22 protein-coding genes are annotated in these 22,286 nt (G+C 41.3%); 15 read left to right on the forward strand and 7 right to left on the reverse strand.

Annotation, left to right across the window (positions count from 1 at the left end; genetic code table 11):
• From BUC20_RS21840 to BUC20_RS21870, 7 genes are all read left to right on the forward strand, one after another.
• Positions 1–1,449, forward strand: coding sequence for a RagB/SusD family nutrient uptake outer membrane protein (locus BUC20_RS21840; RefSeq protein ID WP_073233164.1), 1,449 nt, complete (start codon positions 1–3; stop codon positions 1,447–1,449).
• 5 nt (positions 1,450–1,454) lie between these two features.
• Positions 1,455–2,840 carry a TlpA family protein disulfide reductase gene (locus tag BUC20_RS21845; RefSeq protein WP_143166875.1) on the forward strand — a complete coding sequence of 462 codons (1,386 nt, stop codon included), beginning with the start codon at positions 1,455–1,457 and terminating at the stop codon, positions 2,838–2,840.
• A gap of 25 nt (positions 2,841–2,865) precedes the next feature.
• On the forward strand, positions 2,866–4,065 hold the full coding sequence (locus BUC20_RS21850; RefSeq protein WP_084529144.1) for an NHL repeat-containing protein: 1,200 nt from the start codon (positions 2,866–2,868) through the stop codon (positions 4,063–4,065).
• 41 nt (positions 4,066–4,106) lie between these two features.
• Positions 4,107–4,661 (forward strand): hypothetical protein, encoded by a 555-nt coding sequence (locus tag BUC20_RS21855; protein ID WP_073233167.1) that lies wholly within the window; start codon positions 4,107–4,109, stop codon positions 4,659–4,661.
• A gap of 77 nt (positions 4,662–4,738) precedes the next feature.
• Positions 4,739–4,948 (forward strand): hypothetical protein, encoded by a 210-nt coding sequence (locus tag BUC20_RS21860; RefSeq protein WP_143166876.1) that lies wholly within the window; start codon positions 4,739–4,741, stop codon positions 4,946–4,948.
• Between the two features lie 124 nt (positions 4,949–5,072).
• Positions 5,073–6,371, forward strand: coding sequence for an alpha-L-rhamnosidase-related protein (locus BUC20_RS21865; protein WP_073233169.1), 1,299 nt, complete (start codon positions 5,073–5,075; stop codon positions 6,369–6,371).
• Positions 6,361–7,581 (forward strand): glycosyltransferase family 2 protein, encoded by a 1,221-nt coding sequence (locus tag BUC20_RS21870; protein WP_073233170.1) that lies wholly within the window; start codon positions 6,361–6,363, stop codon positions 7,579–7,581. Before BUC20_RS21865 ends, BUC20_RS21870 begins: the two co-directional genes overlap by 11 nt.
• Here the strand turns inward: BUC20_RS21870 and BUC20_RS21875 are convergent.
• Positions 7,570–7,950 (reverse strand): hypothetical protein, encoded by a 381-nt coding sequence (locus tag BUC20_RS21875; protein ID WP_073233171.1) that lies wholly within the window; start codon positions 7,948–7,950, stop codon positions 7,570–7,572. The genes BUC20_RS21870 and BUC20_RS21875 overlap by 12 nt on opposite strands.
• 267 nt (positions 7,951–8,217) lie before the next feature.
• Between BUC20_RS21875 and BUC20_RS21880 the strand changes: the two genes are divergently transcribed.
• Together BUC20_RS21880 and BUC20_RS21885 are read left to right on the forward strand one after the other, a co-directional pair.
• Positions 8,218–8,787, forward strand: coding sequence for a Crp/Fnr family transcriptional regulator (locus BUC20_RS21880; protein WP_073233172.1), 570 nt, complete (start codon positions 8,218–8,220; stop codon positions 8,785–8,787).
• A gap of 95 nt (positions 8,788–8,882) precedes the next feature.
• Complete coding sequence (locus tag BUC20_RS21885; RefSeq protein WP_073233173.1) at positions 8,883–9,296, forward strand: MauE/DoxX family redox-associated membrane protein; 414 nt, start codon at positions 8,883–8,885, stop codon at positions 9,294–9,296.
• 50 nt (positions 9,297–9,346) lie between these two features.
• Here the strand turns inward: BUC20_RS21885 and BUC20_RS21890 are convergent, their stop codons facing one another.
• The gene (locus BUC20_RS21890) at positions 9,347–10,546 is read right to left on the reverse strand and encodes a GTP-binding protein (protein WP_073233967.1); all 1,200 of its coding nucleotides are present in this window, start codon (positions 10,544–10,546) and stop codon (positions 9,347–9,349) included.
• Positions 10,547–10,655: 109 nt separating this feature from the next.
• On the opposite strand from BUC20_RS21890, the gene BUC20_RS21895 reads away from it, so the two are divergent.
• The 5 genes from BUC20_RS21895 (at position 10,656) to BUC20_RS21915 (ending at position 14,050) form a co-directional block, all read left to right on the forward strand.
• Entirely contained in the window at positions 10,656–11,036 is a 381-nt protein-coding gene (locus BUC20_RS21895) for a MerC domain-containing protein (protein WP_073233174.1), read from the forward strand.
• Between the two features lie 180 nt (positions 11,037–11,216).
• Entirely contained in the window at positions 11,217–11,846 is a 630-nt protein-coding gene (locus BUC20_RS21900; protein ID WP_073233175.1) for an ABC transporter ATP-binding protein, read from the forward strand.
• Positions 11,843–13,117 carry an ABC transporter permease gene (locus BUC20_RS21905; RefSeq protein WP_073233176.1) on the forward strand — a complete coding sequence of 425 codons (1,275 nt, stop codon included), beginning with the start codon at positions 11,843–11,845 and terminating at the stop codon, positions 13,115–13,117. Before BUC20_RS21900 ends, BUC20_RS21905 begins: the two co-directional genes overlap by 4 nt.
• Before the next feature lie 43 nt (positions 13,118–13,160).
• Positions 13,161–13,601: a hypothetical protein gene (locus BUC20_RS21910; RefSeq protein ID WP_073233177.1), complete on the forward strand. Its 441-nt coding sequence runs from the start codon at positions 13,161–13,163 to the stop codon at positions 13,599–13,601.
• A gap of 2 nt (positions 13,602–13,603) precedes the next feature.
• Positions 13,604–14,050: a Fur family transcriptional regulator gene (locus tag BUC20_RS21915; RefSeq protein WP_073233178.1), complete on the forward strand. Its 447-nt coding sequence runs from the start codon at positions 13,604–13,606 to the stop codon at positions 14,048–14,050.
• On the opposite strand, the gene BUC20_RS21920 is transcribed toward BUC20_RS21915, so the two are convergent.
• From BUC20_RS21920 to BUC20_RS21935, 4 genes are read right to left on the reverse strand one after another with little or no spacing between them, the layout of a single operon-like run.
• A complete protein-coding gene (locus BUC20_RS21920) occupies positions 14,047–15,117 on the reverse strand; it encodes a dipeptidase (RefSeq protein ID WP_073233179.1) in 1,071 nt (356 codons plus the stop codon). The two genes, BUC20_RS21915 and BUC20_RS21920, sit on opposite strands and share 4 nt — an antisense overlap.
• 21 nt (positions 15,118–15,138) lie before the next feature.
• The gene (locus BUC20_RS21925; RefSeq protein WP_073233180.1) at positions 15,139–15,609 is read right to left on the reverse strand and encodes a RidA family protein; all 471 of its coding nucleotides are present in this window, start codon (positions 15,607–15,609) and stop codon (positions 15,139–15,141) included.
• Between the two features lie 36 nt (positions 15,610–15,645).
• Positions 15,646–17,178, reverse strand: a complete 1,533-nt coding sequence (locus BUC20_RS21930) for a SusD/RagB family nutrient-binding outer membrane lipoprotein (RefSeq protein WP_073233181.1) — start codon at positions 17,176–17,178, stop codon at positions 15,646–15,648.
• An 11-nt stretch (positions 17,179–17,189) separates the two neighbouring features.
• Entirely contained in the window at positions 17,190–20,360 is a 3,171-nt protein-coding gene (locus BUC20_RS21935) for a SusC/RagA family TonB-linked outer membrane protein (RefSeq protein ID WP_084529146.1), read from the reverse strand.
• A 429-nt stretch (positions 20,361–20,789) separates the two neighbouring features.
• Here BUC20_RS21935 and BUC20_RS21940 point away from each other — a divergent pair, with 429 nt between their 5' ends.
• Positions 20,790–21,707 carry a hypothetical protein gene (locus BUC20_RS21940; protein ID WP_073233183.1) on the forward strand — a complete coding sequence of 306 codons (918 nt, stop codon included), beginning with the start codon at positions 20,790–20,792 and terminating at the stop codon, positions 21,705–21,707.
• A 75-nt stretch (positions 21,708–21,782) separates the two neighbouring features.
• Here the strand turns inward: BUC20_RS21940 and BUC20_RS21945 are convergent, their stop codons facing one another.
• Positions 21,783–22,283 carry an FKBP-type peptidyl-prolyl cis-trans isomerase gene (locus BUC20_RS21945; RefSeq protein WP_073233184.1) on the reverse strand — a complete coding sequence of 167 codons (501 nt, stop codon included), beginning with the start codon at positions 22,281–22,283 and terminating at the stop codon, positions 21,783–21,785.
• Positions 22,284–22,286 lie beyond the last annotated feature (3 nt).

Here is a 22,286-nt window from a genome sequence, read left to right on the forward strand (position 1 = left end):
ATGAAATCTATAAAAATACTTTTGCCTGTATTGCTCATTAGTTTAATACTGGCTTCGTGCAAAAAGTTTGTGGACATAAAAAAGATTAGCAATCAGAGTTTTCTGACCACAGCAAATGACTGCCAGTTGTTACTGGACAATTATGATTACATGAATACAGGCTATCCATTGGATGGAGAAGTATCTGCAGACGACTATTATGTTCTCAGTGACAGCTATAAAGAAAATGTAATTCCGAAGATACCACTGGAAGAACAGGATCTTTATGCCTGGCGGCCCGGAGCCAAACGAAACCTGGCTGACCCAAACTGGCAAAAACCTTACTTTGTAATCTACAATGCCAATCTGGTCCTCGAGACTCTGGCAAAAATAAACCCTGCGACAGAAGATCCAGGTCTTCTAAATACCTTAAAAGGGAGCGCCTTGTTTTATAGAGCTTATGCTTTGTGGTTTGTTGCTCAGTTGTATACAAAGCCATATTCTGCCTCCACTGCAGATCAAGATCCTGGCGTTCCCGTAAGAACCAGCTCTGATATGAATGTTGAATCATTACGAGGAACTGTAAAAGAGACTTACAACAGTATGATCAGGGATTTGTCCGAGGCATTGAACTTACTACCATTAACCTCGAATATTCCATCAAGGCCTAATAAAGTGACCGTTTACGCTATGTTGGCCCGCTTATATCTTTCGATGGAAGATTATCCAAATGCTTTGATTAATTCAAACGAGGCATTAAAGCTCAAAAATGACTTGTTAAATTACAATGGAATAAGTGCTGTTTCCGCCAGCCCCTTTTCTCGTTTCCATAAAGAAGTCATTTTTCATTCCATTAATTATTATAAATCAACCAACCCTGCTGTAGGAGCAATATTGTATCAGGGTTTTGCTTTTAACAACATTGCAAAAATAGCCCCTGATCTGGTAGCATCTTATGGAACAAATGACCTGAGAAGAACGATTTTTTTAAAAATAAATTCCGGTATCCATGCCCAAAGCTATCGGTTCACGGGAAATTATGAGCAGGCTTTTAGCCCGGCACCTACATTTTTTAACGGGTTGGCAACAGATGAAATGTATCTGATCAGCGCAGAGTGTCATGCAAGAGCTGGAAATATCCCTGAAGCGGCTAAAGCCTTAAATACACTGCTGATTACCAGATGGAAAACCGGAACCTATGTTGATATGAGTTCTACAACTCCGGCAGAGGAAGCATTGAGAAAAATCCTTGAAGAACGCAGGAAAGAATTGCTAATGCGGGGCCTAAGATGGACTGATCTCCGCAGATTAAATAAGGATAACCGATTCAAAAAAGATCTGGTAAGAAAGATGATCATTAATGGAACAGAAACCATTATCGGCAGCCTGCCCGCGAATGATCCCAGGTATACACTGCTTATTCCAGATGAAGTCATTAAAAACAGTGGCTTAGCACAAAACTTAAGATAAAAAAAATGCACAAAAAAATAACACTAACGCTTGTTTCCATATTTATACAAATAAGTACGATAACTGCGCAACAAACTTTGAATATTTCTGGAAAAACGAAACCTATTGCCGGGTTGTCCAATTTAAATATTGGTGATTCTTTACCAGATTTTTCAATCCCAAAAATCATCAATACACCTAAATCAACCGCAAAAACATCTGAATTTAAGGAGCAATTACTTATCATCGATTTTTGGTCTATTTACTGTAGCGGCTGCATAGAAGCATTGCCAAAAATGAATGCTCTGCAGAAATTATTTGGCAATAAAATCAAAATATTACCCGTGACTTATGAGTCTGAAGCATTGGTCTCTGAATTTTGGAAGAAAAATAGGAATACCAAAGGATTGGGCTTACCATCAGTTGTAGAAGATCAGATTTTTGCATCTTACTTCAGGCACCAAACTATTCCTCATGAGGTCTGGATATATAAAGGAAAAGTTATTGCAATCACTACCTCTCAATATGTCGATGAACCCAACATTAGAAAGGTCCTCAACGGAGAATCGATCAAATGGCCTCCAAAAAACGATTTTTATCAATTCGATGGAAATAAGGAGTCTTTGTTTAAACTACAAGATGCAGCGTCAAAAGCAAATGCAACTCACCTGAAATATGCTATAACAGGAGCATACAAAGAAGGTGTAAATTCTGAGGGTTTATCAGGCGGCGTAGGAATAGTGCGAGATTCCATCCATAAAACTGTCCGCACATTCTTTTTAAACCAGGATATTTATACAGCTTATCTCCTCAACTGGGCAAAAAAGATTAACCCATATCAATTAGTTAAACCTTCATTTTCTAACATACCGAATCAAGTGGTATGGGAAGTTGAAGATAAATCCAGATACTTCTATGATCCTAAGACAAGCTACCTCGCGGAATGGATTCGTGGAAACGGAATATGCTTCGAATCGCTGAATCCGGATACAGGGCAAACAGACAAAGAAATTGCTTCTACCACTATAACAGATATGAATCTCTTGCTTGGATTAAATGTGAGATGGGAAAAAAGAAAAGAAAAAGTACTTCTTCTCATCTTGAAAAGGGGAGGCGAAAAACTCAAAAGCAGCAATAACATTAAAAACAAGGAGGATCATCTGGTCAACAAAAATGGTATACAGTATTTTAGGTCCCTTCCATTGTCAACATTAACATATAAACTAAACCAACAAAAAGAAAATCCATATGTGTTTGATGAAACAAATTATAATGAGGCTGTAGACCTTGACCTTAAAATCCCATCCTGGACCGATATTCCGGCAATCCGTAAAGCACTTGCTAAGTACGGACTGGATTTAATAGAAGAAGAACGAATGGTAGATAAATTCGTATTCACAACAACCAAATAACAAACTATACTAAAACCAAAAAAAAATGAAACAAGTAAAACTAGCCCTTGTATGGGGCGCATTGCTCCTTATAATAAGCAGCTGCAAAAAGGGAGAAAAAATAGACGAACCTATCTTACCAAAAGTCCTAATGGTCAGTTCATTTGCAGGGGGAGAAGGAAATGCTTACCTCGACGGGCCTAAAGGTGTAAATGCATTTTACCAACCCAATGGAATCACCACAGACCTCTCCGGAAACATGTATGTTGCTGACAAGATCAATTGTTCCATTAGAAAAATTACTCCTGACGGGACCGTGACAACTATTGCGGGCAAAGGAGGGAAAGAAGAATTTGAATTTGCCGGCCTGGTGGATGGAACAGGAGCTAATGCTCGTTTCCGTGCGCCGACAGGTATAAGATCCGATGCTTCCGGAAATTTATACGTAGTTGATCAGGGAAATAATTGCATCAGAAAAATTACATCTGAAGGGGTAGTAACGACCCTTGCTGGTGGGGCGGGAAATGGTTTTGCTGATGGACCGGGAGCGACAGCAAAATTCAACAATCCACAAGATATTGCTGTAGATGTTGCCAACAACCTATATGTAACAGATTATGGTAATAACCGAATCAGGAAAATTACTCCTGCCGGAGTGGTAAGCACCTATGCAGGAACTGGAGTTCAATCTACATCTGATGGCCCCATTGCCACTGCGAGAGTTAGAAGTCCGTTTGCAATAAACATTGATCCTACTGGAATTATTTATTTTTCCGAAGAAAGTGGAGGGCAGCTTCGAAAAATTGCTGATGGGATAGTCACGACTTTGGTTCCCTTTCCCGGATATGTTGATGGCCCAGTAGCACTTGCTGCAGCTGATAAAATAGCCGGAATAGCAATTGATGCTAAGGGCGACGTGTATGTCTCGGATCAAAACAATGCTTTAATCCGAAAAGTAAGTTTCATAAATGGGATTGGAGTAATAAAAACCATAGCAGGAATAAAAACAACCAGTGCTGAGCGTTCTTTGGCAGCATTTAAACCAGCCAATGGATTCGCTGATCAAACTAAATTTGTGGCAATTTTTGGACTTACTATCGATAAACAGGAAAATCTCTACGTTGCAGATGCCGGCAGAGGTGGTCAGATTAAAAAGATCAGCTTAGAAACAGACCCAAGAGTACCACAGGAAAGTAAAGAGACCAAGGATGCCAGGCTTTGGAATAAACCAATAGGCTGGAAATAAACAATAAAAAAATGACAATAAATATTATAAAACATATAGAAATGAAAAAACTCATACTCAGCGTTGCCTTTTCCCTCTTCATATTGTCTGTAACAGCACAAGACAAAATTGACCCTCAAAAAAAATCTCCCGAAATGAATACAAAACAAAACATCAATAGATTTCAATTGTCAATTGGTCTGGACGAAGGTATTCCAGTTGGAGAATTATCTAAATATTCTTCTTTTGTAATGGGAGCATCAATACAGGGTGAATATGCCGTCCTTAAAGAACTTGGTTTAACTCTAAGTGCCAATTACCTTTATTTTCTTGGCAAAAATGGCAGGACAGGTTTGTCTTTTGTACCAGTTTTAGCAGGTGCCAAATTTTACCTCAGCCGAAAAATATATATATCTGGTCAATTGGGAGCAGCAATGTATATTGGTCAGGACAGTGAAGATGACACTTATCTATCTTATGCACAAGGCATTGGATTCCAAGCTTCAAATAGAATTGACCTGTTAGCAAAATATGAAGGTATAAATATTGGAGGTTCAAGAACGTACTCTTTTGCAGGCCTTAGAATCGCCTATAATTTGTTTAAACGGAAAAAATAAAAATTTCAATTACGCTCAAACAATCTCCCATGGGTCGGCAGATGCCAAACTGCCCCCATGGTTTTAATGATCAGGTGATGAAACATTTAACAACACTTACCAGACCATCGTCAAAGAACATACTCAGGTATAAGTATGAGCGTATACAAATCATTGGCCCTGCATGCGGAGGGCGATTTAATTCCGGTGATGAAAATCCTTATACTTCTACCTTTTTCCAGTTCGGCAGTGTCATCCTGACCATAAAAAAACTGGGCTGGGCGCAGATGAGCACAAACAGTCTATGAGCAAGTTCGTCCTACCTGTAATCCTGTTTAGGAGGATAAGCCCAGTGTATAGGAGTAAATCTCATCAGCCAATTAATGGCCACCGCAGCATGGGCCTATTTATGAATCTCTAATTCTAGAAAGCATGCAAGGAGTAAAAATAAGTTATCCATTAAAAGTATCCGCTACATTTAGGTGTAGTGACCCGATACTAAAAAGAATGTGGACATTCGGATACCGCCGGCTGCAACAAGCCGCAGCTGAGATTTGCTATAAAACACCTTATTATGAGCAATTGTATTATACCGGAGATACCGTGGTTCAGGGACTCAGCGCCTTATATTTATCGGGTGAAGACCGTTTAATGAAAAAAGCGATCCTGGATTTCTATCATTCCCGTTCTTCATCACAATCGCCGAACAGCTTCAACATGGGGGCTCGACTAAAAATCATTCCTACCTTTTCCTTGTTTTGGATATCTATGATACATGATTATTGGATGCATAGAAAAGATGATGATTTTATTGTCCAGTTTTTACCGGCAATTCAGGGGATTCTGGACTGGTACGAACGGCAAATGAAAGGTGATCAGGAAATGATCGGTGCGATGAAATGGTGGAATGTGATTGACTTTGACCGCTTCGACGGATGGGGAAACAGTCCTGATGCAGGAAGCTCCAGATCTTCAGTAATATCCTTGCAATATGCCTATACCTTGAAACTGGCATCTAAATTATTTACTGCTTACGGAAACCCTGATCGTGGGAAAAGATATACAAATCTGGCTGAAAAGATCAATGATGACACCATGAGGTTATGTTTCAACGATGAAAAAGCATTAATGGCAGATACGCCTGAGAAAACATCTTACAGTCAACATGCCAACATCTGGGCGGTTCTAAGCGGAGCAGTTGAAGATAAAAAAGCCAGAAAAGTCATGATCCATATGCTGCACGATAAGTCAATTGAACAGGCAACTTTCTTTTACAAATCCTATTTAATCAGAGCGTTAAAGAAAGTAGGTATTCATGATCAATACTACGGACAACTCCGGCCATGGGAACGCAGTTTAGATCTGGAACTCTATAATGCTCCCGAAAGAATCCAACCTGGTTATTCCGAACGTAATGACTGGAGTGCTCAACCGAATTACGATTTCCTTGCTACCATTTGTGGCATTACGTCGGCTGCGCCTGCTTTTCAACGGATACAGATTCAACCTACCCTTGGCATATTAACAGAAATTGAAGGAACCATGCAACATCCCGAAGGCATCATCTCAGTAAAATACAGAAGACTTGGAAAAACAGGTATTCACGCAGAAATAGACCTCCCTAAAACCATCAATGGAGACTTCATCTGGAACAATAGAATGCAGGAATTGCGTGGTGGAAAACAAACCATAGAAGTTACACTTGTTAGCGAAATGATGCATGAATACTAATATGAATCCCAGGGTTTCCTGCATCACATCTGTTACTGATGACAATATGGCCCTCCTAAAAGCAGTTTCTATTTTTGTAAATCAGGAATATCCAAACCTCGAACTGATCATCGTTAAGTCTGGCGGAATTTCTGTGGGAGAGCTCCTGCCAGATTATGAAGGACTTCATTACATTTATAGAAGGAAACGGCTCAGCCAGGATGAAATGTTCAATTTGGCTTGCGAAAAAGCCGCAGGGGAAATTATCCTTCATTTGGATGAAGGATGTTGGTATAGCAAGACTTGGGTAAGTCGCCAGGTCAATGCCCTGATGGGCTCAAAGGCTGATATCTGTGGCTTAAACAAAGAAAATGGACTCCCCATCTCATTCGATATGGAAGAAAAAAATCCGGAACAGGTAACCTGCTGGATACTGGCTTCGACGCTATGCTACTGGAAAAGTGTCTGGACAAATTATCCATTCAGGAAAGGTGATCAGGATACGACAACAGATTTTGTTTTGAATGCCGGAGCAGGAATCTATGTTCATAGCAACTCCGAAGGATATCTGGGAGCACAGATTTTTATTCCGATTCCAAATAAACGAACAATGTTCCCTTTAGTGTCCTGTATCATGATGACTAAGGATCTTAAAACCTTCCATACCTATACGATTAAACTTTTTCTTGCTCAGGATTATGATAACCTGGAGCTAATCATTCTCGATGATGGAAAAAGTGCTGCACCTGAGCTGATTTCTTCTTACAAAAAACTGAAATACTTCTATATTGACAGTAAGATGAGCACAGGGGCAAAAAAGAATATGGCCTGCGGTATGGCAAGAGGAAGCCTCATCTTACATTGGAATGATCAGGACTGGTATGCCGACGACTGGATCAAATACCAGGTCAGCTCATTATTAACTTCAGGAGCAGACATTTCAGGACTAAACCTGGTTCGCATCTATGCTTTAGATGACAGGAGGTTCATAACCAATAAAAACGTGGAAAAGAATAATTCCTGGTTATATGGGGCAACAATGATTTATAAGAAACCAGTTTGGGAAAACAACAAATTTTTAGAAGTGCATTGTGGTGAAGATGAAGATTTCCTAAGCCAAAGCGGAGCCAAAATCTTTGCTCATAAATATCTTGATGGCTTTAACACCAATATACATGTGAAAGAGTTGGAAGATATGCCACCGGGCAATGATCATCCCTCATTGAATTAATCCATCCCTCTTTGCCAAAGCTGCATTTATTGCAGCTTTTTTATTGGCAGCAAACAGATAGACAGAAATTACCCCTTCTTCATTTTTTACCAGTTCCTGCTGTGCAAATTCGGTGTCTTCGATACTACATAATGTAAGTACTTCCAAAGGCCTGGAATTTTGTTCATCAAAACTAACCAGGTAAGGAATCCGCTCCTTATCACAAATAAAATTCGGATTAAAAGCGACTTCCATCACCTTCAACTTTTCATTTCTTGAAAACCTCTTTCTAAATGCTTCTACTTTTTCTTTCGAGTCAAACACAGCTTCTATGTCATGCACATGCTCATAATCCCCATAGAAGACGATGTAAACCTTACGATCGCTCATACAATAAAATTAAAAATCTCCTGTCCCTACACAGGAAAACTATCCCCTATTTTGAGCGCTAAGCTATATAATTAGATTAAGTTTTTTACAAAAAAAAGCACACTGAACAGAATTGTGCAACTAATTGTAAAACAGTTGACAACCCACCTGTAAACCCGAGTGCAATCGGTCTCAACGGACCAATTCCCAGAGAAGGATTTGTTATTTTAGATAGCAGAAATCCAAGGGCATTTCTACTTATTTTAATGAACCGAATAACCTTTATAAATGGAAAATGAACGTTTTTTCAATTCACTGGCAGGCACGAACAAACCAAGTAATGAACTCAAGACTCAATTTTGCAAAATGGTGGAAAAGGAAATCCGCCCAAAGAACCACACCATCCTAAAAGCCGGACAGATTTGCGACAACATCTGGTTTCTTGCACAGGGTTTCGCAATGGCTTATATCGAAAAGGAAGACCGCAAGATCCCCTATTGCTTCTGGAATGAGAACGAAGTTATGGTTCCTGTAAACAGTTTTTTCAAACAGGTACCTGCGGATGGGTTCATAGAAATCATGGAAAAAAGCACTTTAATGGCCATTTCTTACCGGAACATGAAACAGCTAAGCGCAAATTTCCCGGAATTTAATCTCCTGATGTGTCACCTGGTGGAAGATATGCAATACGCAAGTGAAAAAAGGATTTTTAACCTCACTTCGATCAGTGCAGAAGAACGGTATGCACTACTGTTAAAGGAAGCTCCGTTTATCGTCAGAAAAACCTCTGTAGAACTGATCGCCACCTACCTTGGGGTTTCAAGAAAAACCCTGAATCGAATCCGGGCAAAAAAATAGGAACCTATTTTGGGACATTTGGCCCTTTTTGCGAAGATGCCCTCATCGTAACTTTAGTACATCATCATTTATTAACGAAAACCTTATAGATTAATATGAATACTTATCCATTTGTCATCATCATCAGCATTTTGCTGATTATCATGTGGGCCTATGCCGCTATTTCAAAACTATTAGAGCTAAAGGCCTTCAAACAAGCATTGGCAACCCAGGTATTTCCGGTATGGATCGGAAAGATTCTGGTTTGGGTATTACCAGTGGTAGAACTGGCTATTGTAGGCCTCCTGCTCTTCCAGAAAACCCAGATCCTGGGGATGTATGCTTCATTTGGGATGATGTTACTTTTTACCCTCTATGTTGGCGGTGCTGTATTTAATATCTATGAACGCTACCCTTGTGCCTGCGGAGGATTATTCGCAAAACTGGGCTGGAAAAAACATTTTCGCGTGAACATCTTCTTTACGCTGATCTCAATTATAGGGATTGTACTTCTGGAGTCAGGCAGATAAAGCGGTCGCCAGGAAAACCCTCTGTCTTCCGGGCGGCCCTTTATTATTTATTAAAGCATTTGCTCAAAAGGATTCTTAAATTCTTCATGCTGCGCATACCTGATCAGCTCATCATCATTCAGTAAACAGGCATTCAATTCCTCGTTGAGCTGCACTTTATCCAGATCCTGACCAATAAATACCAGTTCGTTTAAGCGGTCGCCAAAATACCGGTCCCATTTCCTTTCTATATCGCTGCGGTTATCTGCATAATCCGTATAGTTGAGTCTTTCCTGTAAGGGCATGCTCGCCCACCAGGTACCTGCATTTTCTACTTTTAACGAGCCTCCTGCCTGGGAGAAATTTAAGGCATGATCAGGCATGGGTGCAAGCCAGAACAATCCTTTTGTCCGCAGCACGTTGTTAGGAAAAGTTACATTCAGGTAATCCCAGAGCCGTTCCGGATGAAAAGGCCTGGGAGAACGAAATACGGTACTGCTGATCCCATATTCCTCTGTCTCGGGTTCATGTACACTATTCAGTTCTTTGATCCAACCCGCACCTTGGGAAGATTCTTCAAAATCAAACAAACCGGTGTTCAAAATTTCGGAGGGGGCCACCTTACTGAAAGAAGTTTCTATCTGTTTTGCAGAAGGGTTCAGTTTCCGGATCACCGCCCTGATGAGCTTCAGGTCTGCTTCGGTGATGAGGTCTGTTTTATTCAGGAGGATGATATTGGCAAACTCGATCTGATCTGTCAACAGGTTTACAATCGTACGCCGGTCTGCACGGTCATCCACCCATTCCCGGTCCAGCAACAATTCATTGGTTCCAAAGTCCTTTTTGAAGTTAAAGCAATCGACAACAGTGACCATCGTATCCAGCCTGCTGAACCTGCTCAGATCAATTCCCATTGCCTCATCTACATAACTAAACGTTTGTGCCACAGGAATTGGTTCTGAGATGCCTGTGCTTTCAATAATGAGGTAATCAAAGCGATCTTCTTTTGCCAGTTTCTCTACTTCAGCAATCAGGTCTTCGCGAAGCGTGCAACAGATACAACCATTACTCATTTCTACCAGTTTCTCCTCCGTTCGGGATAAAGTATGCGTGTTTTGGACACTTCGGGCATCAATATTGATTTCACTCATGTCGTTTACAATCAACGCTACCTTCAGATCCTCCTTGTTGTGAAGAATATGATTCAATAAAGTGGTTTTACCGCTCCCCAGAAATCCACTGAGCACGGTAACAGGTAATAGTTTTCTCATATCATTGCAATTAAGTTGCAAATATACACTCAATATTTCAAATGCAACAATATTGCTTTTATATTTGTAATTCATTTAGCACGTACCATTTATATTTAAAAGATCCATTATGAAACCTTTGTTAAAATCCAGCCGTTTAGATCAGGTAGGAATCACCGCCTCTATTGCCTGTGCCATTCATTGTGCGGCCCTCCCCTTCCTCATCACCACCTTACCATTATGGGGACTCAGCTTCCTTGCCCATAGCTGGGTGGAAGTCAGCATGATCTGTCTTTCTCTTTTTATTGGCACCTGGTCCCTGAGCCGCTCCTACCCTAAACATAAAAAACTGCTTCCTGTAGTGGTCCTGATTCTGGGCTTTGCCCTGATTGGCTGTGGTCATTACCTGATTCATAACCTGGAAGCTATATTAATTCCCCTGGGAGGATTTACCATAGCCGCAGCACACTTCATCAATTGGCGCTATACCCGCAGTTGTACCCATAAATAATTTAAATGAAGTAGCAAATACTTTACATCCAAACACGCAAGACATGAACAAAAAACTGATATTTGGTGTATTTTTACTTTTTGTTAGTATGATCAACCCTGGTTGTAACCATACACAAATGGATAGTAAGCAGCTATACCTGAAATATGTAAAAAGCCGCATAATAAATAGCAAACATTTATGATCTCTTTAAAATCTGTATCCCATAGTTATGCCGGTCAAAAAGACATTGGTTTTAGCGACTGGCAAATCAATGATGGCGAACAATGGTTGCTTCTTGGTGAATCAGGAAGCGGAAAAACCACACTTCTTCATATCCTGACCGGCATCTTAAAGCCGAAACAAGGGGAAGTAAACATCAATGACACCTCTATATACGGACTATCTTCTAAAGATCTTGATCAGTTCAGGGGCAGGAATATCGGCATCATCTTTCAACGCCCGCACCTGATCAAAAGTCTGAGTATCTCAGAAAATCTCGTTTTAGCACAAAGTTTCGCGAAACTTCCAACAGATTTGAAACGTGTAAACGCAGTATTGGATTCATTAGGAATTGAAAATAAGAAAAATGCCTATCCTGATGAATTGAGCCAGGGCCAATTGCAACGGGTCTCTATTGCAAGAGCAGTGATCAATAAACCCGCATTGCTGATTGCAGATGAGCCGACTTCCAGTCTGGACGATAAAAATGCAAAGGTGGTATTAGACCTGCTGATGCAACAATCCGGTGCAAACCAGGCCACCCTGGTGGTTGCCACCCACGACAAAAGAGTAAAGGATGCATTTAACAATACTTACGAACTATCATGAGCCCTTTAAAGATCAGCTGGAAGAGCTTATGGTCAAAACCATTGTCTTCCGCACTAAATATTATGCTAATTGCTTTTGGAACAGGAATCCTGACGATTCTTTTACTGGCTTCCAATCAGATTGCACAAAAACTGGACAACAACTCCAAAGACATCGACCTGGTAGTGGGTGCTAAAGGCAGTCCGCTGCAGTTAATCCTGAGCAGCATTTATTATATCGACTTTCCTACAGGAAACATCCCTCTGAAGGAAGCTACAGCACTGGCACGCAGCCCTTTTGTAAAAAGAGCGGTTCCCCTTGCTTTAGGTGACAACTACAACGGAACCCGCATTGTAGGAACCGACAGTAATTTTGTAGGTATTTATAAGCTCAAAGTACAAAGCGGAAAGTTCTGGGACAAAGATTTTGAAACGACGATTGGCTCCGGTGTTGCCGAAAGTCAAAAACTAAAAATCGGCGATACCTTTTATGGGGCTCATGGTCTGACAGGCAATAGTGATGTGCACAAAAGCCATAAATACACCGTATCAGGGATTCTTGAACCTCAGGGAAATGTAACCGATAACCTGATCCTGACCAACATCGCCAGCGTCTGGAAAATGCACGATGAGCATGAAGAAGGTGAAGCACATGAACATAAAGACGGCGAAGCGCATGAACATAAGGAAGCTGAAGCCCATGAGCATAAAGAAGGCGAGAGTCATCCTAAAGATGAACATAGCGATGAAGGAAAAGAACTGACTTCTCTGCTGATCCAGTACCGCTCCCCTATGTCTGTAGCCATGTTTCCACGCATGGTCAATGAAACGACAAATATGCAGGCGGCCTCTCCTGCACAGGAAAGTACCCGTTTATTTTCTTTAATTGGTGTTGGTGTGGAAACCCTTCAATGGTTTGCCGTATTGATCATGCTGATCGCGGCCATCAGTGTCTTTGTAAACCTTTACAATTCACTTAAAGAACGTAAATACGACCTGGCCATCATGCGTACATTAGGGGCTTCCAGAGGAAAACTCTTCCTGATCGTGATTGCTGAAGGTATTATCCTGACACTTGCAGGTACCATCATCGGTATCGTCTTAGGACATCTTGCTTTACAGTTTATAGGAAATTACCAGGAAAGCAGTCAGGCAAGGTTAAGCGGACTCATTTTCCTCAAGGATGAAATTTATTTATTTGTTGCTGGCTTAGCTATTGGTATATTTGCAGCTATCATCCCTGCAATACAAGCTTACCGTTCCAATATTTCCAGAATACTGTCGAAGAATTAAAAGAAATATAAAAACAGGCTGAGGGCCATAAACAAACACAAATATGATGAAACGAATAATCCTGATCGCGCTATTGTTTACCGGATTTGCGGTTAAAGCACAACACAATCCTGATGATCAGATCTTATCTGACAACTGGGATGTGGTAGGAGGTGTTGATTTCAAGATTGTAAAAGATTCTGAAATGTATGCCGTCTATACGCCTGAAATCAAGAAACACGCCAACAAAACTTTCGAACTTGAAGGATATATTGTTCCCATCAAAGACGGCATGAAACAAACGAAATTCATGCTTTCTACGTTACCTATTAACCAATGTTTTTACTGTGGAAAGAACGGTGTTCCCATTATGGTACTGGTAGAAATGGCGGAGCCGATCAAATTCACCTACAAAACCATTGTAGTGAAAGGAACGCTGAAATTAAACCCAGGCAATGCAATGGATAATCCTCCGATTTCCCTGGTAAATGCAAAATCGATATAATCATGAGACTAGATCCTGTAAATATTTTAAAAGAGCACGACCTGAAACACACCAGACAAAGGGTGCGTGTACTGGAAGAAATTGCTTTGGACACCGTTGCAATTTCACAGCCTGAGCTGGAGAAAAAGCTGGGTAAGGAGATCGATAGGGTAACTCTATACCGGATCCTGAATACCTACGAAGATAAAGGAATTCTTCACCGCATCATGGATATGAACGGCACAGCCAACTATGCCATCTGCTCTTCCTCCTGCTCTGAAGATCATCACCATGATGAACATGTACATTTCAATTGCACTACCTGCTCCAAGATCTATTGTCTTGAGGTAGTGGTACCGAAGATAAAAATGCCAAAAGGCTTTAACGCAAAAACCGTAAACACTACTGCTTACGGTACTTGTGAAAAATGCAATGCCTTATTGGAAAATCAGGCTGCTTTACCTGCTTAGCCCCAGGCTTTGTAAAGGAAATTAAGCCAGTTTTGATGAAAGATATGATCCAGGTCTTCCGCAGAATAACCTTTTGCGGAAAGCATGGACACCATCTTTTGAAGATCAGAAATGGTATCCAGATCTAAAGGAGACTGCTCTGTTCCGAAAGCGCCGTCAAGATCAGAACCTATCCCAACATGACGGGCATTCCCTGCCAGCTGACAAATATGATCCATATTAGCCACCACCTTCTCCAGATCACAATTGGTACTTTGTGGTGTAGATACTCCTCTTACCCAATTCGGCACGAGCATCCAGGCATCTAAAGCCCCTCCAATCACCGCACCACGTTCAATTAAAGCAAGCACTTGCTCATCACTGTATTGACGGTTATGGTTAACGAAAGCCCTGCAATTGTTATGACTCGCCCAGACCGGTCCGGAGAAATGATCCAGGGCCTGCCAGAAGGCGTCATCACAAAGATGCGTGGCATCCAGAATGATGTTCAGGCGTTCCATCTCTTTAAGTAATGCGAGGCCAGGCTCCCCCATTTTCCCTGTCGCATCTGTTCCGTTGGCATAGCGTCCCGGTCCATAATGCGCAGGTCCGATTGCCCTTAACCCGTATTGATAAGCCTTTTCCAGATAACTGATGTCGACAATAGAATCGGCACCCTCCAGACTCAGTATATAGCCTATCGTTTTGTTTTCATTGGAAGTTCCATCGTTCCAGAGCTCATAATGGGCTTTCAATTGCACAGCATTTCTGATTTGTACCATCTCCCCTGCGGCTTCCATCGTTCTGTACCAGGCCAGTTGGGCCTGGGTCTGCGACCAGGCCTGCTCCGGAGAGTTCCAACCAGGAATCACACTCCCCGGTTTCACATAACGGGCAATCTGAGTAGCGACAACAATTCCGATGTTTCCCTTCCTGAGTTCAGGAAAGGAAACGGTAGACCTTTCCCGGTCAGGCTTATCTGTCATCCCCTTTTCCAGGGCACGGATCGCTTGCACAGGTAACCTTAAATCTCTGTTCCATTCCATGGCATTCATGCTGAGATCAAGGTGAGCATCTAGTATAAACATAGGTCTTATCGGTTAAATACTTTATTTGTATAATTCAAAAACAGCTTCTACTTCTACCGGAATATTATCCGGCAAAGAGCCCATCCCTACTGCGCTGCGTACGCCTATTCCATTCTCATGGCCCCAAACCGATGCAAATAATTCACTGCAACCGTTGATGATATAAGGATGTCTTTCAAAGTCAGGCGTACAGTTCACCATCCCTAATACTTTGATCACACGTTTCACCACATCAAGACTGCCAAAATTGTTCACAATCGTAGACAACATGGTCAATCCAACCTGACGGGCAGCAAGTTTTCCTGCTTCCATATCCAGGTCTTCACCAATCCGGCCAATGATCAGCGATTTGTCTAACTGTACAGGTCCGTGTCCTGATAAATATAAATATTTACCGTCTACTAAAAATGGTTTGTAGATCCCTAAGGGTTGCGGGGCTGGAGGCAACACCAGGTCTAACTTCAAAAATGCTTCTTGGGCTGATAAATTCATGGTAGTTCTTATAAAAATTGAGTATTAAATTGTTAATTATTTATCCCACCATACACGGGTGGTTAAAGTATTTGGACCCTGACGCGAAACCGCATCCTGGAAATTCTTTGAATTACTGGCACTTTCTGCATTTGGATAAATCAACCTCCTTGGGATCGTCCCTCCGGTTACATTACCCGGGTAATTTACAGGAATAAGTACCGGATAACCTGTTCTTCTCCAATTGGCGAATACTTCAAATTCATCGATATACAAGGCCGCCCAGATCTGGGTATGGATCTGCTCCATCTGCTGATCGAATGTCCCCGAGCTTTGGAAAGGATGAGCAATCAGGTATTGACTGATCTTTTCCGGAGCAATGGTATAGGCACTGCCATACATTGTTGCATTGTCAAATGACCCGGTCACGCCTTTCGTATAAAACGTACTGGCATTACCGAGGCTATTCCAGCCACGAAGTGCAGCTTCCGCAAGGTAAAGGTTGGTTTCTGCATTCCCGAGAACCAATAATGGAGCATCCAGTCTGAGCACCGTGTTTTGATTGGGTTCAGAATAGGTGCCCAGTTCATTGGCAGAAGGGGCATTGCCCGTTCCATTTGGAAAACCTTTCTGAATGGCGGGGTTAGGATCTTGTGTAGTTCCCACCCAAACACCCGAATAAACACTTAGTCTCGGATCATTATTACCCTTCAGGTAATTGATAAACGTTGCGCTTAACTTTCCACCTTCAATGTTGTTTTTACCAAAAGAATTGGCGGAGAAATCCCTGCTTCTGGTTTCTCTTGCTGTAGGATTACGGTTCAGATCCTGCGGACCATCACTGTATTTCATTACGGCATTATCTTCTTTATTCAGGATTACTCCCCCTGCAATTGCCTTTTTCACCCAGCTCTGCGCAAGTGAGGCATCCTTTTTTGTTAACCTCAATCCAAGACGAAGCATCAGCGAATAACCAAATTTCTTCCACTTCAGGGCATCTCCACCATAAATGAAATCACTCCCTCCAAAAGTAGGTTTGGCTGCATCAAGCCCTGAAGCCGCTTCATCCAGCTCCTTCAGCATATCTTTATATATCGCTTCCTGTGTATCATATTTGGGAACAAAGTTTAAGTCAGTCAATCCTTTTCCGGCTTCACTATAAGGGACATCCCCATAAAGATCGGTGATCCTATGGTAAATATATACCCGCCAGATGCGTGCCACATTTAATTTATTGGCATCCCCGGATGTCGTTTTAACCGCCCGGATCACTTCCTCAATTTCGTTCACGGCCCCAGGATAACCATCTGTAAAGTAAGGAGCCTGATAGAAATCATTGGCAAAATACTTATCTCCAATTCCGGAGACCTCTTTATAGGTGGCATAATGCTGAATGAAACCACCCAGGTTCAATACACCGGTAAGGTAATAATTATTGCTCATCGTGCTGAGCAGCGATTTAGAAAACAAAAATGCAGGTGTAGGTGTAGATAAAGAATTAGGATTCTTATTTAGATCGCCAAAATCTTTTTTACATCCCGAAAAGGCCAGGATCATTACCGCACTTATATAATATAGATATCTTTTCATGGGAATAGGTTTTAAAATTTAACACTTAGGTTTAATCCATAACTTCTGGTACGAGGCACACCAAACTGCTCAATCCCCTGGGCATTTCCGGCACTGAATACAGATTCAGGGTCCACATTCGGCGTTTTTTTATACAGAATAAAAAGGTTACGCCCAACCAGGGAAAGTGTTGCTGAACTCAGTTTAGAAAGCATTTTCACTTTGCTCACCGGCAACTGGTAACTCAATACCACCTGACGCAGCTTAATAAAACTGGCATCATACACGAACAGGGAAGAGATATTTCTGAATCCATCACCATAATATTTCTCCAGCAAAGAAGGATCTATGACCATGTTCACAGGTTTTCCTGCCATATCTACCCCATCGATAGGCACTCCGGTATCTCTGCCACCAAGCGTCATTTTTGTTAAACCCATCCTGGTACCATACAAATCTGTTCCGGAATAAAGACTTCCGCCAAACTTGCCATCAATCAGTACATTCAGACTGAACCTTTTGTATTTAAAATCATTGGAAAAACCAACCGACCATGGATGAACACCCTGCCCAAGCTCTTCAAGAGGTCCGGGAACAGGTGTGGCCACTCCTCCGGAAACATTGTACACTGTTTTTCCATTGGCATCTTTCAATTCTCTTCTTCCCATAATGATACTGTAAGGGCTACCTACCTGACTATAGATATAAGCATATCCATTCACTGCACCAGCCATGACAATAGAGTTGAGGTTTTCGGCAAGTTTTAGTACTTTATTCTTATTATAAGCAGTATTTACACTGGTACTCCAGGAGAAATCAGGTTGATCTATGATTTTTCCGGTGATTAACAGCTCCACTCCTTTATTGCTGATCTCGCCCACATTCAACAGAGCAGTGCGATACCCGGAGCCTGTGGAGACGGTCGTTTCCACAATGTCTTTTGTGGTACTCCTATCGTACCATGCAAAATCTATCCCCAGCCTGTTCTGAAATAAAGAGGCTTCAAATCCCGCTTCAAAAGTGGTCGAAGTTAAAGGACTTAGATTAGGATTCGGAATTCTGGTGCTGGTTACCTGTTGCAATTGCTGCCCGAGATGTCCATTCTGAATCATGGTATAGGACGGGTTTAACGCATAAGGCTCTGGTGTAGCTCCTCCTACCTGTGCCCATGAAGACCTCAGTTTCGCATATTGAATCCAGGAAGGCATCTTAACGATCTGCGACAGGATCACACTTGTTCCCACAGAAGGATAAAAAATGGTATTATTCTTTGGTGCAAGTGTAGAAAACCAGTCCTGTCGACCGGTAACGGTCAGGAAAATCATGTTTTTATAATCAAAATCAGCCGACCCAAATAAGGATGATGTTTTGGTCTTTCCGTAGGGATAAGTCTGGTTTACAGTCCCCAGATTGGATACCGAATAAAAATCAGGGGTGATAAAATCCTTTCCCTGGATGATGACTTCATCCCTGGTGGAAGACCTGTTATTGAATCCAAACAAAGCATTTACAGAGAAATCTTTGAGCAGATTTTGCTTGTTGTAATTGATGGTGGCTTCGGTATTGATGGTGGTCAGGTTGGATCTTTCCTCCTTAGCACCTCCCAATGGGGTATACAAAGACCTGCTTGGAACCACTCCAAAGTATTTAAAGTTGTTGTAATCCTGTCCGATTCTCGCATTGAAAAACAATTCAGGCAAGACATTCAGTTTCAGATTTACCATCGATAAAAAACGGTTTCTGGTATCGTTCTTCTGAAACTTGTTGACCACAAAATAAGGGTTACTGGCAATAGGCACCGGATTCCAGGCCACTTCATCACCATTCGCATCATATCCTGGAGAAAGGTTACGGATATCCACGGTATTTCCGATCAGATAAGTTCCCCAGTTCGGGTTACCATATGCATCATTTACTACCGTTCTGTTTTTGGCATTTTCAAGATTATACTGCATCACCGCATCAATCCTCAGCCATTTGCTCAAAACAAGCTCGCCCGCAAAGTTAAAGGTCTTTCTATTGAAATTGGTATTGGGCACAATCCCCCGGTTGTTCATATCTGAGAGGGAAAACCTTCCATTGGCAGATTCATTTCCTCCGGTAAGCGCCAGTGTATTTGTAGCTGTTGTTCCGGTCTGATAAAAATTCTGAATATTGTCTTTTTGTGGGCTGTATGGTCTTTTTACCCCATCAAACTGAACCACTTCAGATCCATCCATTTTAGCGCCCCAGGATGAACGTCCTGCAGCAATCGCTTCGGCCTGATTGATAGGTTTAACCCCGTTTTTACCAGATCCGTATTCATATTGCCAATCCGGGATCACCAAAGGTGATTCCATCGTAAATGCAGAATTAAAATCTATGCCTAAACCTTTTTGTACCGTACCTCTTTTGGTTTTGATCAGGATCACTCCATTGGAGGCCAGGGATCCATACAGGGCAGCGGCAGTTCCACCTTTCAGGACGGTGATGCTCTGAATGTCATCAGGATTGATACCTGAAATCCCATCTCCTCTGTCGATGTTTAACCCATTGGCAATTCCATCAGAAGTATAACCTTCTGTTTGGGGAAGTCCCAGTAAAGTATTGTCGATAGGCATGTCATTCACGACATATAAAGGTTGGTTATTCCCGTTAAGAGAGCCATTCCCTCTGATAATCACCCTACTGGAGCCACTTGGTCCGGTAGCAGTACTCGTTGCATTTACGCCCGCAACTTTACCTACCAGGGCATTGGCAAGGTTTGTCTCCCTGGCCTGGGTAAATTCTGTACCTTTTACTTCTGTTAAGGCATAAGCCAGTGCTTTCCGGTCTTTCTTAACCCCCATTGCGGTTACAACCACCTGGTTTAGGGTATTCTCCTCTGCGGGAGACAGAATCACTTCAATCGCAGTCTCGTTATTTACAGCAACCTCTTTTCTTTTATAGCCCACATAGGTAAAGATCAGGGTCTGAGGGCCATCTGGGATTCGGAGTACAAAATTTCCGTTTTCATCGGTCTTTGTTCCTGTTTTCGGATCTGACTTTAAGACCACAGAAACCCCTGGAATGGAAAGCTGGTCATCGGAAGCGGTTACACGGCCCCTGATCTCTCTTAAGCTTTTATGGTAAGGTAGAGAAAAGTCCGCTTTTGCAAAAACCTGTCCTGAACATACCATTAGTGGTACCAGCAACATTAAGCATAAATGTAGTTTTCGAATCATGTTTGGTTTTGGTTAGGTGGTTGGTTGGGTTTATTGGATTCAAATATAGAACTGTTTTTCACATATTGCATATTTTTTGCAATAATATTTTGCAACAAAACAAAAACAGCCTTAATCAATCCAAAAATCGATAAACAACCCCATAAACAGCCTGCAAAAAAGAATAACCTTTTTGAAGAAAGAATATAAAATTTAAAAAATTATGCAGAAGTACAGGTAAAATGAAAACCAACAAACCAATTATGCAAAAAATATGCAAAATAATATAATGATCGATTTAGCTGAAAACGGTTTCCCCTACTGCCTGATAATCAAATATTTCGGTGAAAGAAAAATAAGATTGTAGTATTTTTGTGATTTCACAAAATAATACCAAAACAATAATTAATTACATTACATTTGACCTAAACACACAAATAATTACCTAATATGAAAAAACAAAGCTTGTTTCTTGTTCCATTCCTGCTGCTACTTGCCTGCAAGAAGAACGAAACTCCCGCACCGGTACCACCAACAGCAGACCCTACGGTAAAAGTAGACATGAAAGATCCTTTCAAAGGTCTCATTTTTGCGAACTACAAACAAACAATGGATTTCAAAATGATAGATGCAGATAACATCAGCTATCCAGGATTCATTACTGACATTAATAGCATTAAGGATAAAACATTTATCCCTTTTTTAAATGTTCAGGTCAACAACAATGAATTCGCGCTAAAAGACATCAATGATGTTGTATTCGCAAAAGCGACTATAAAAGACCATTTTGCTTTGAGCAAATTCAGAGATGAATTTAACACCTTAACACTCAACGTTAAGAAAGTGGTAAGTCCGAAGATAAGTTATGAGCTATATGCCTCTGAGGATATTGAGCACGCAACGAAGACTAACCTGACATTGATCATCAAGGCAATCTATTATTATTTAGAACTTAACCCGGTTAAAGATGAACACTTAAAGCTTGACGCTGGTCTTGAGTTAAACAAGGTAAAAGAATCAGGAGCTTATTTATCAAAAATAGGATATGGATCAACCATGATCTACACCCTGAATAGCGATAAAAGCCCTAAAGAAACGCTTCCTTATTTAAAGGCCTATCTAAATGATCAGCTAAACAATAAAGGAACAAACGCTAAAGACCTGAAAAACAAGATCGTATTCGATGCACCAAGTAAAACTTTTCTTGGTGGAGACGCAGACATCTTGTTAAACAAATATTTAGGTCTTCCTGTTGCAGAAGCCATAGAATCAGCATTCAAAGATCAATTTGTACCTCAAACCTACCGGGGTCTTGCCCAACTTGAATTTAAATTCAAATCATTAAAAGACAACAAAGAGATCAACTAAGCATCAGCAATAAAATCAAAAAAATAGCCTGTGTCGTAAATGACACAGGCTATTTTAATATAAATTCCGATCTGATTAGTGACCTTCGTGACCGTCAGCACCATGTGCATGACCGTGGCTTAATTCCTCTTGAGTTGCCTCACGTACAGTAAGGATTTTACCTGCAAAAATCAGGTTCTTTCCAGCCATAGGGTGATTTAAATCTACAGAAACAGCAGTCTCATGAATAGCAGTAACACCTGCTCTGAAATGGTTGCCCTGGTTATCCTGCAAAGGAATAACATCACCTACAGCAGGTAATCCAGCTTCCTTAAACATGTCAATTGGCAAATCAGCAAAAGCTCCCGGATCTAGCTCTCCGTAACCATCAGCTGCAGTAAGCTCAAAGCTATACTCATCACCAACATTTAATCCTGCCAAATGCTCTTCGAATTTTGGCAACATCATTCCTGTACCATATAGAAATACAAGTGCATTTTGCTCATCTGCTTTCTCTACAAAAACTTGTTGTCCTTCTTCATTAGTCGTATGCAATTCGTACGTTAATGATACTACTGTATTGGGTTTAATACTCATTAT

Source organism: Pedobacter caeni, assembly GCF_900129215.1.
In the GTDB taxonomy this organism is placed as follows: Bacteria; Bacteroidota; Bacteroidia; order Sphingobacteriales; family Sphingobacteriaceae; genus Pedobacter; species Pedobacter caeni.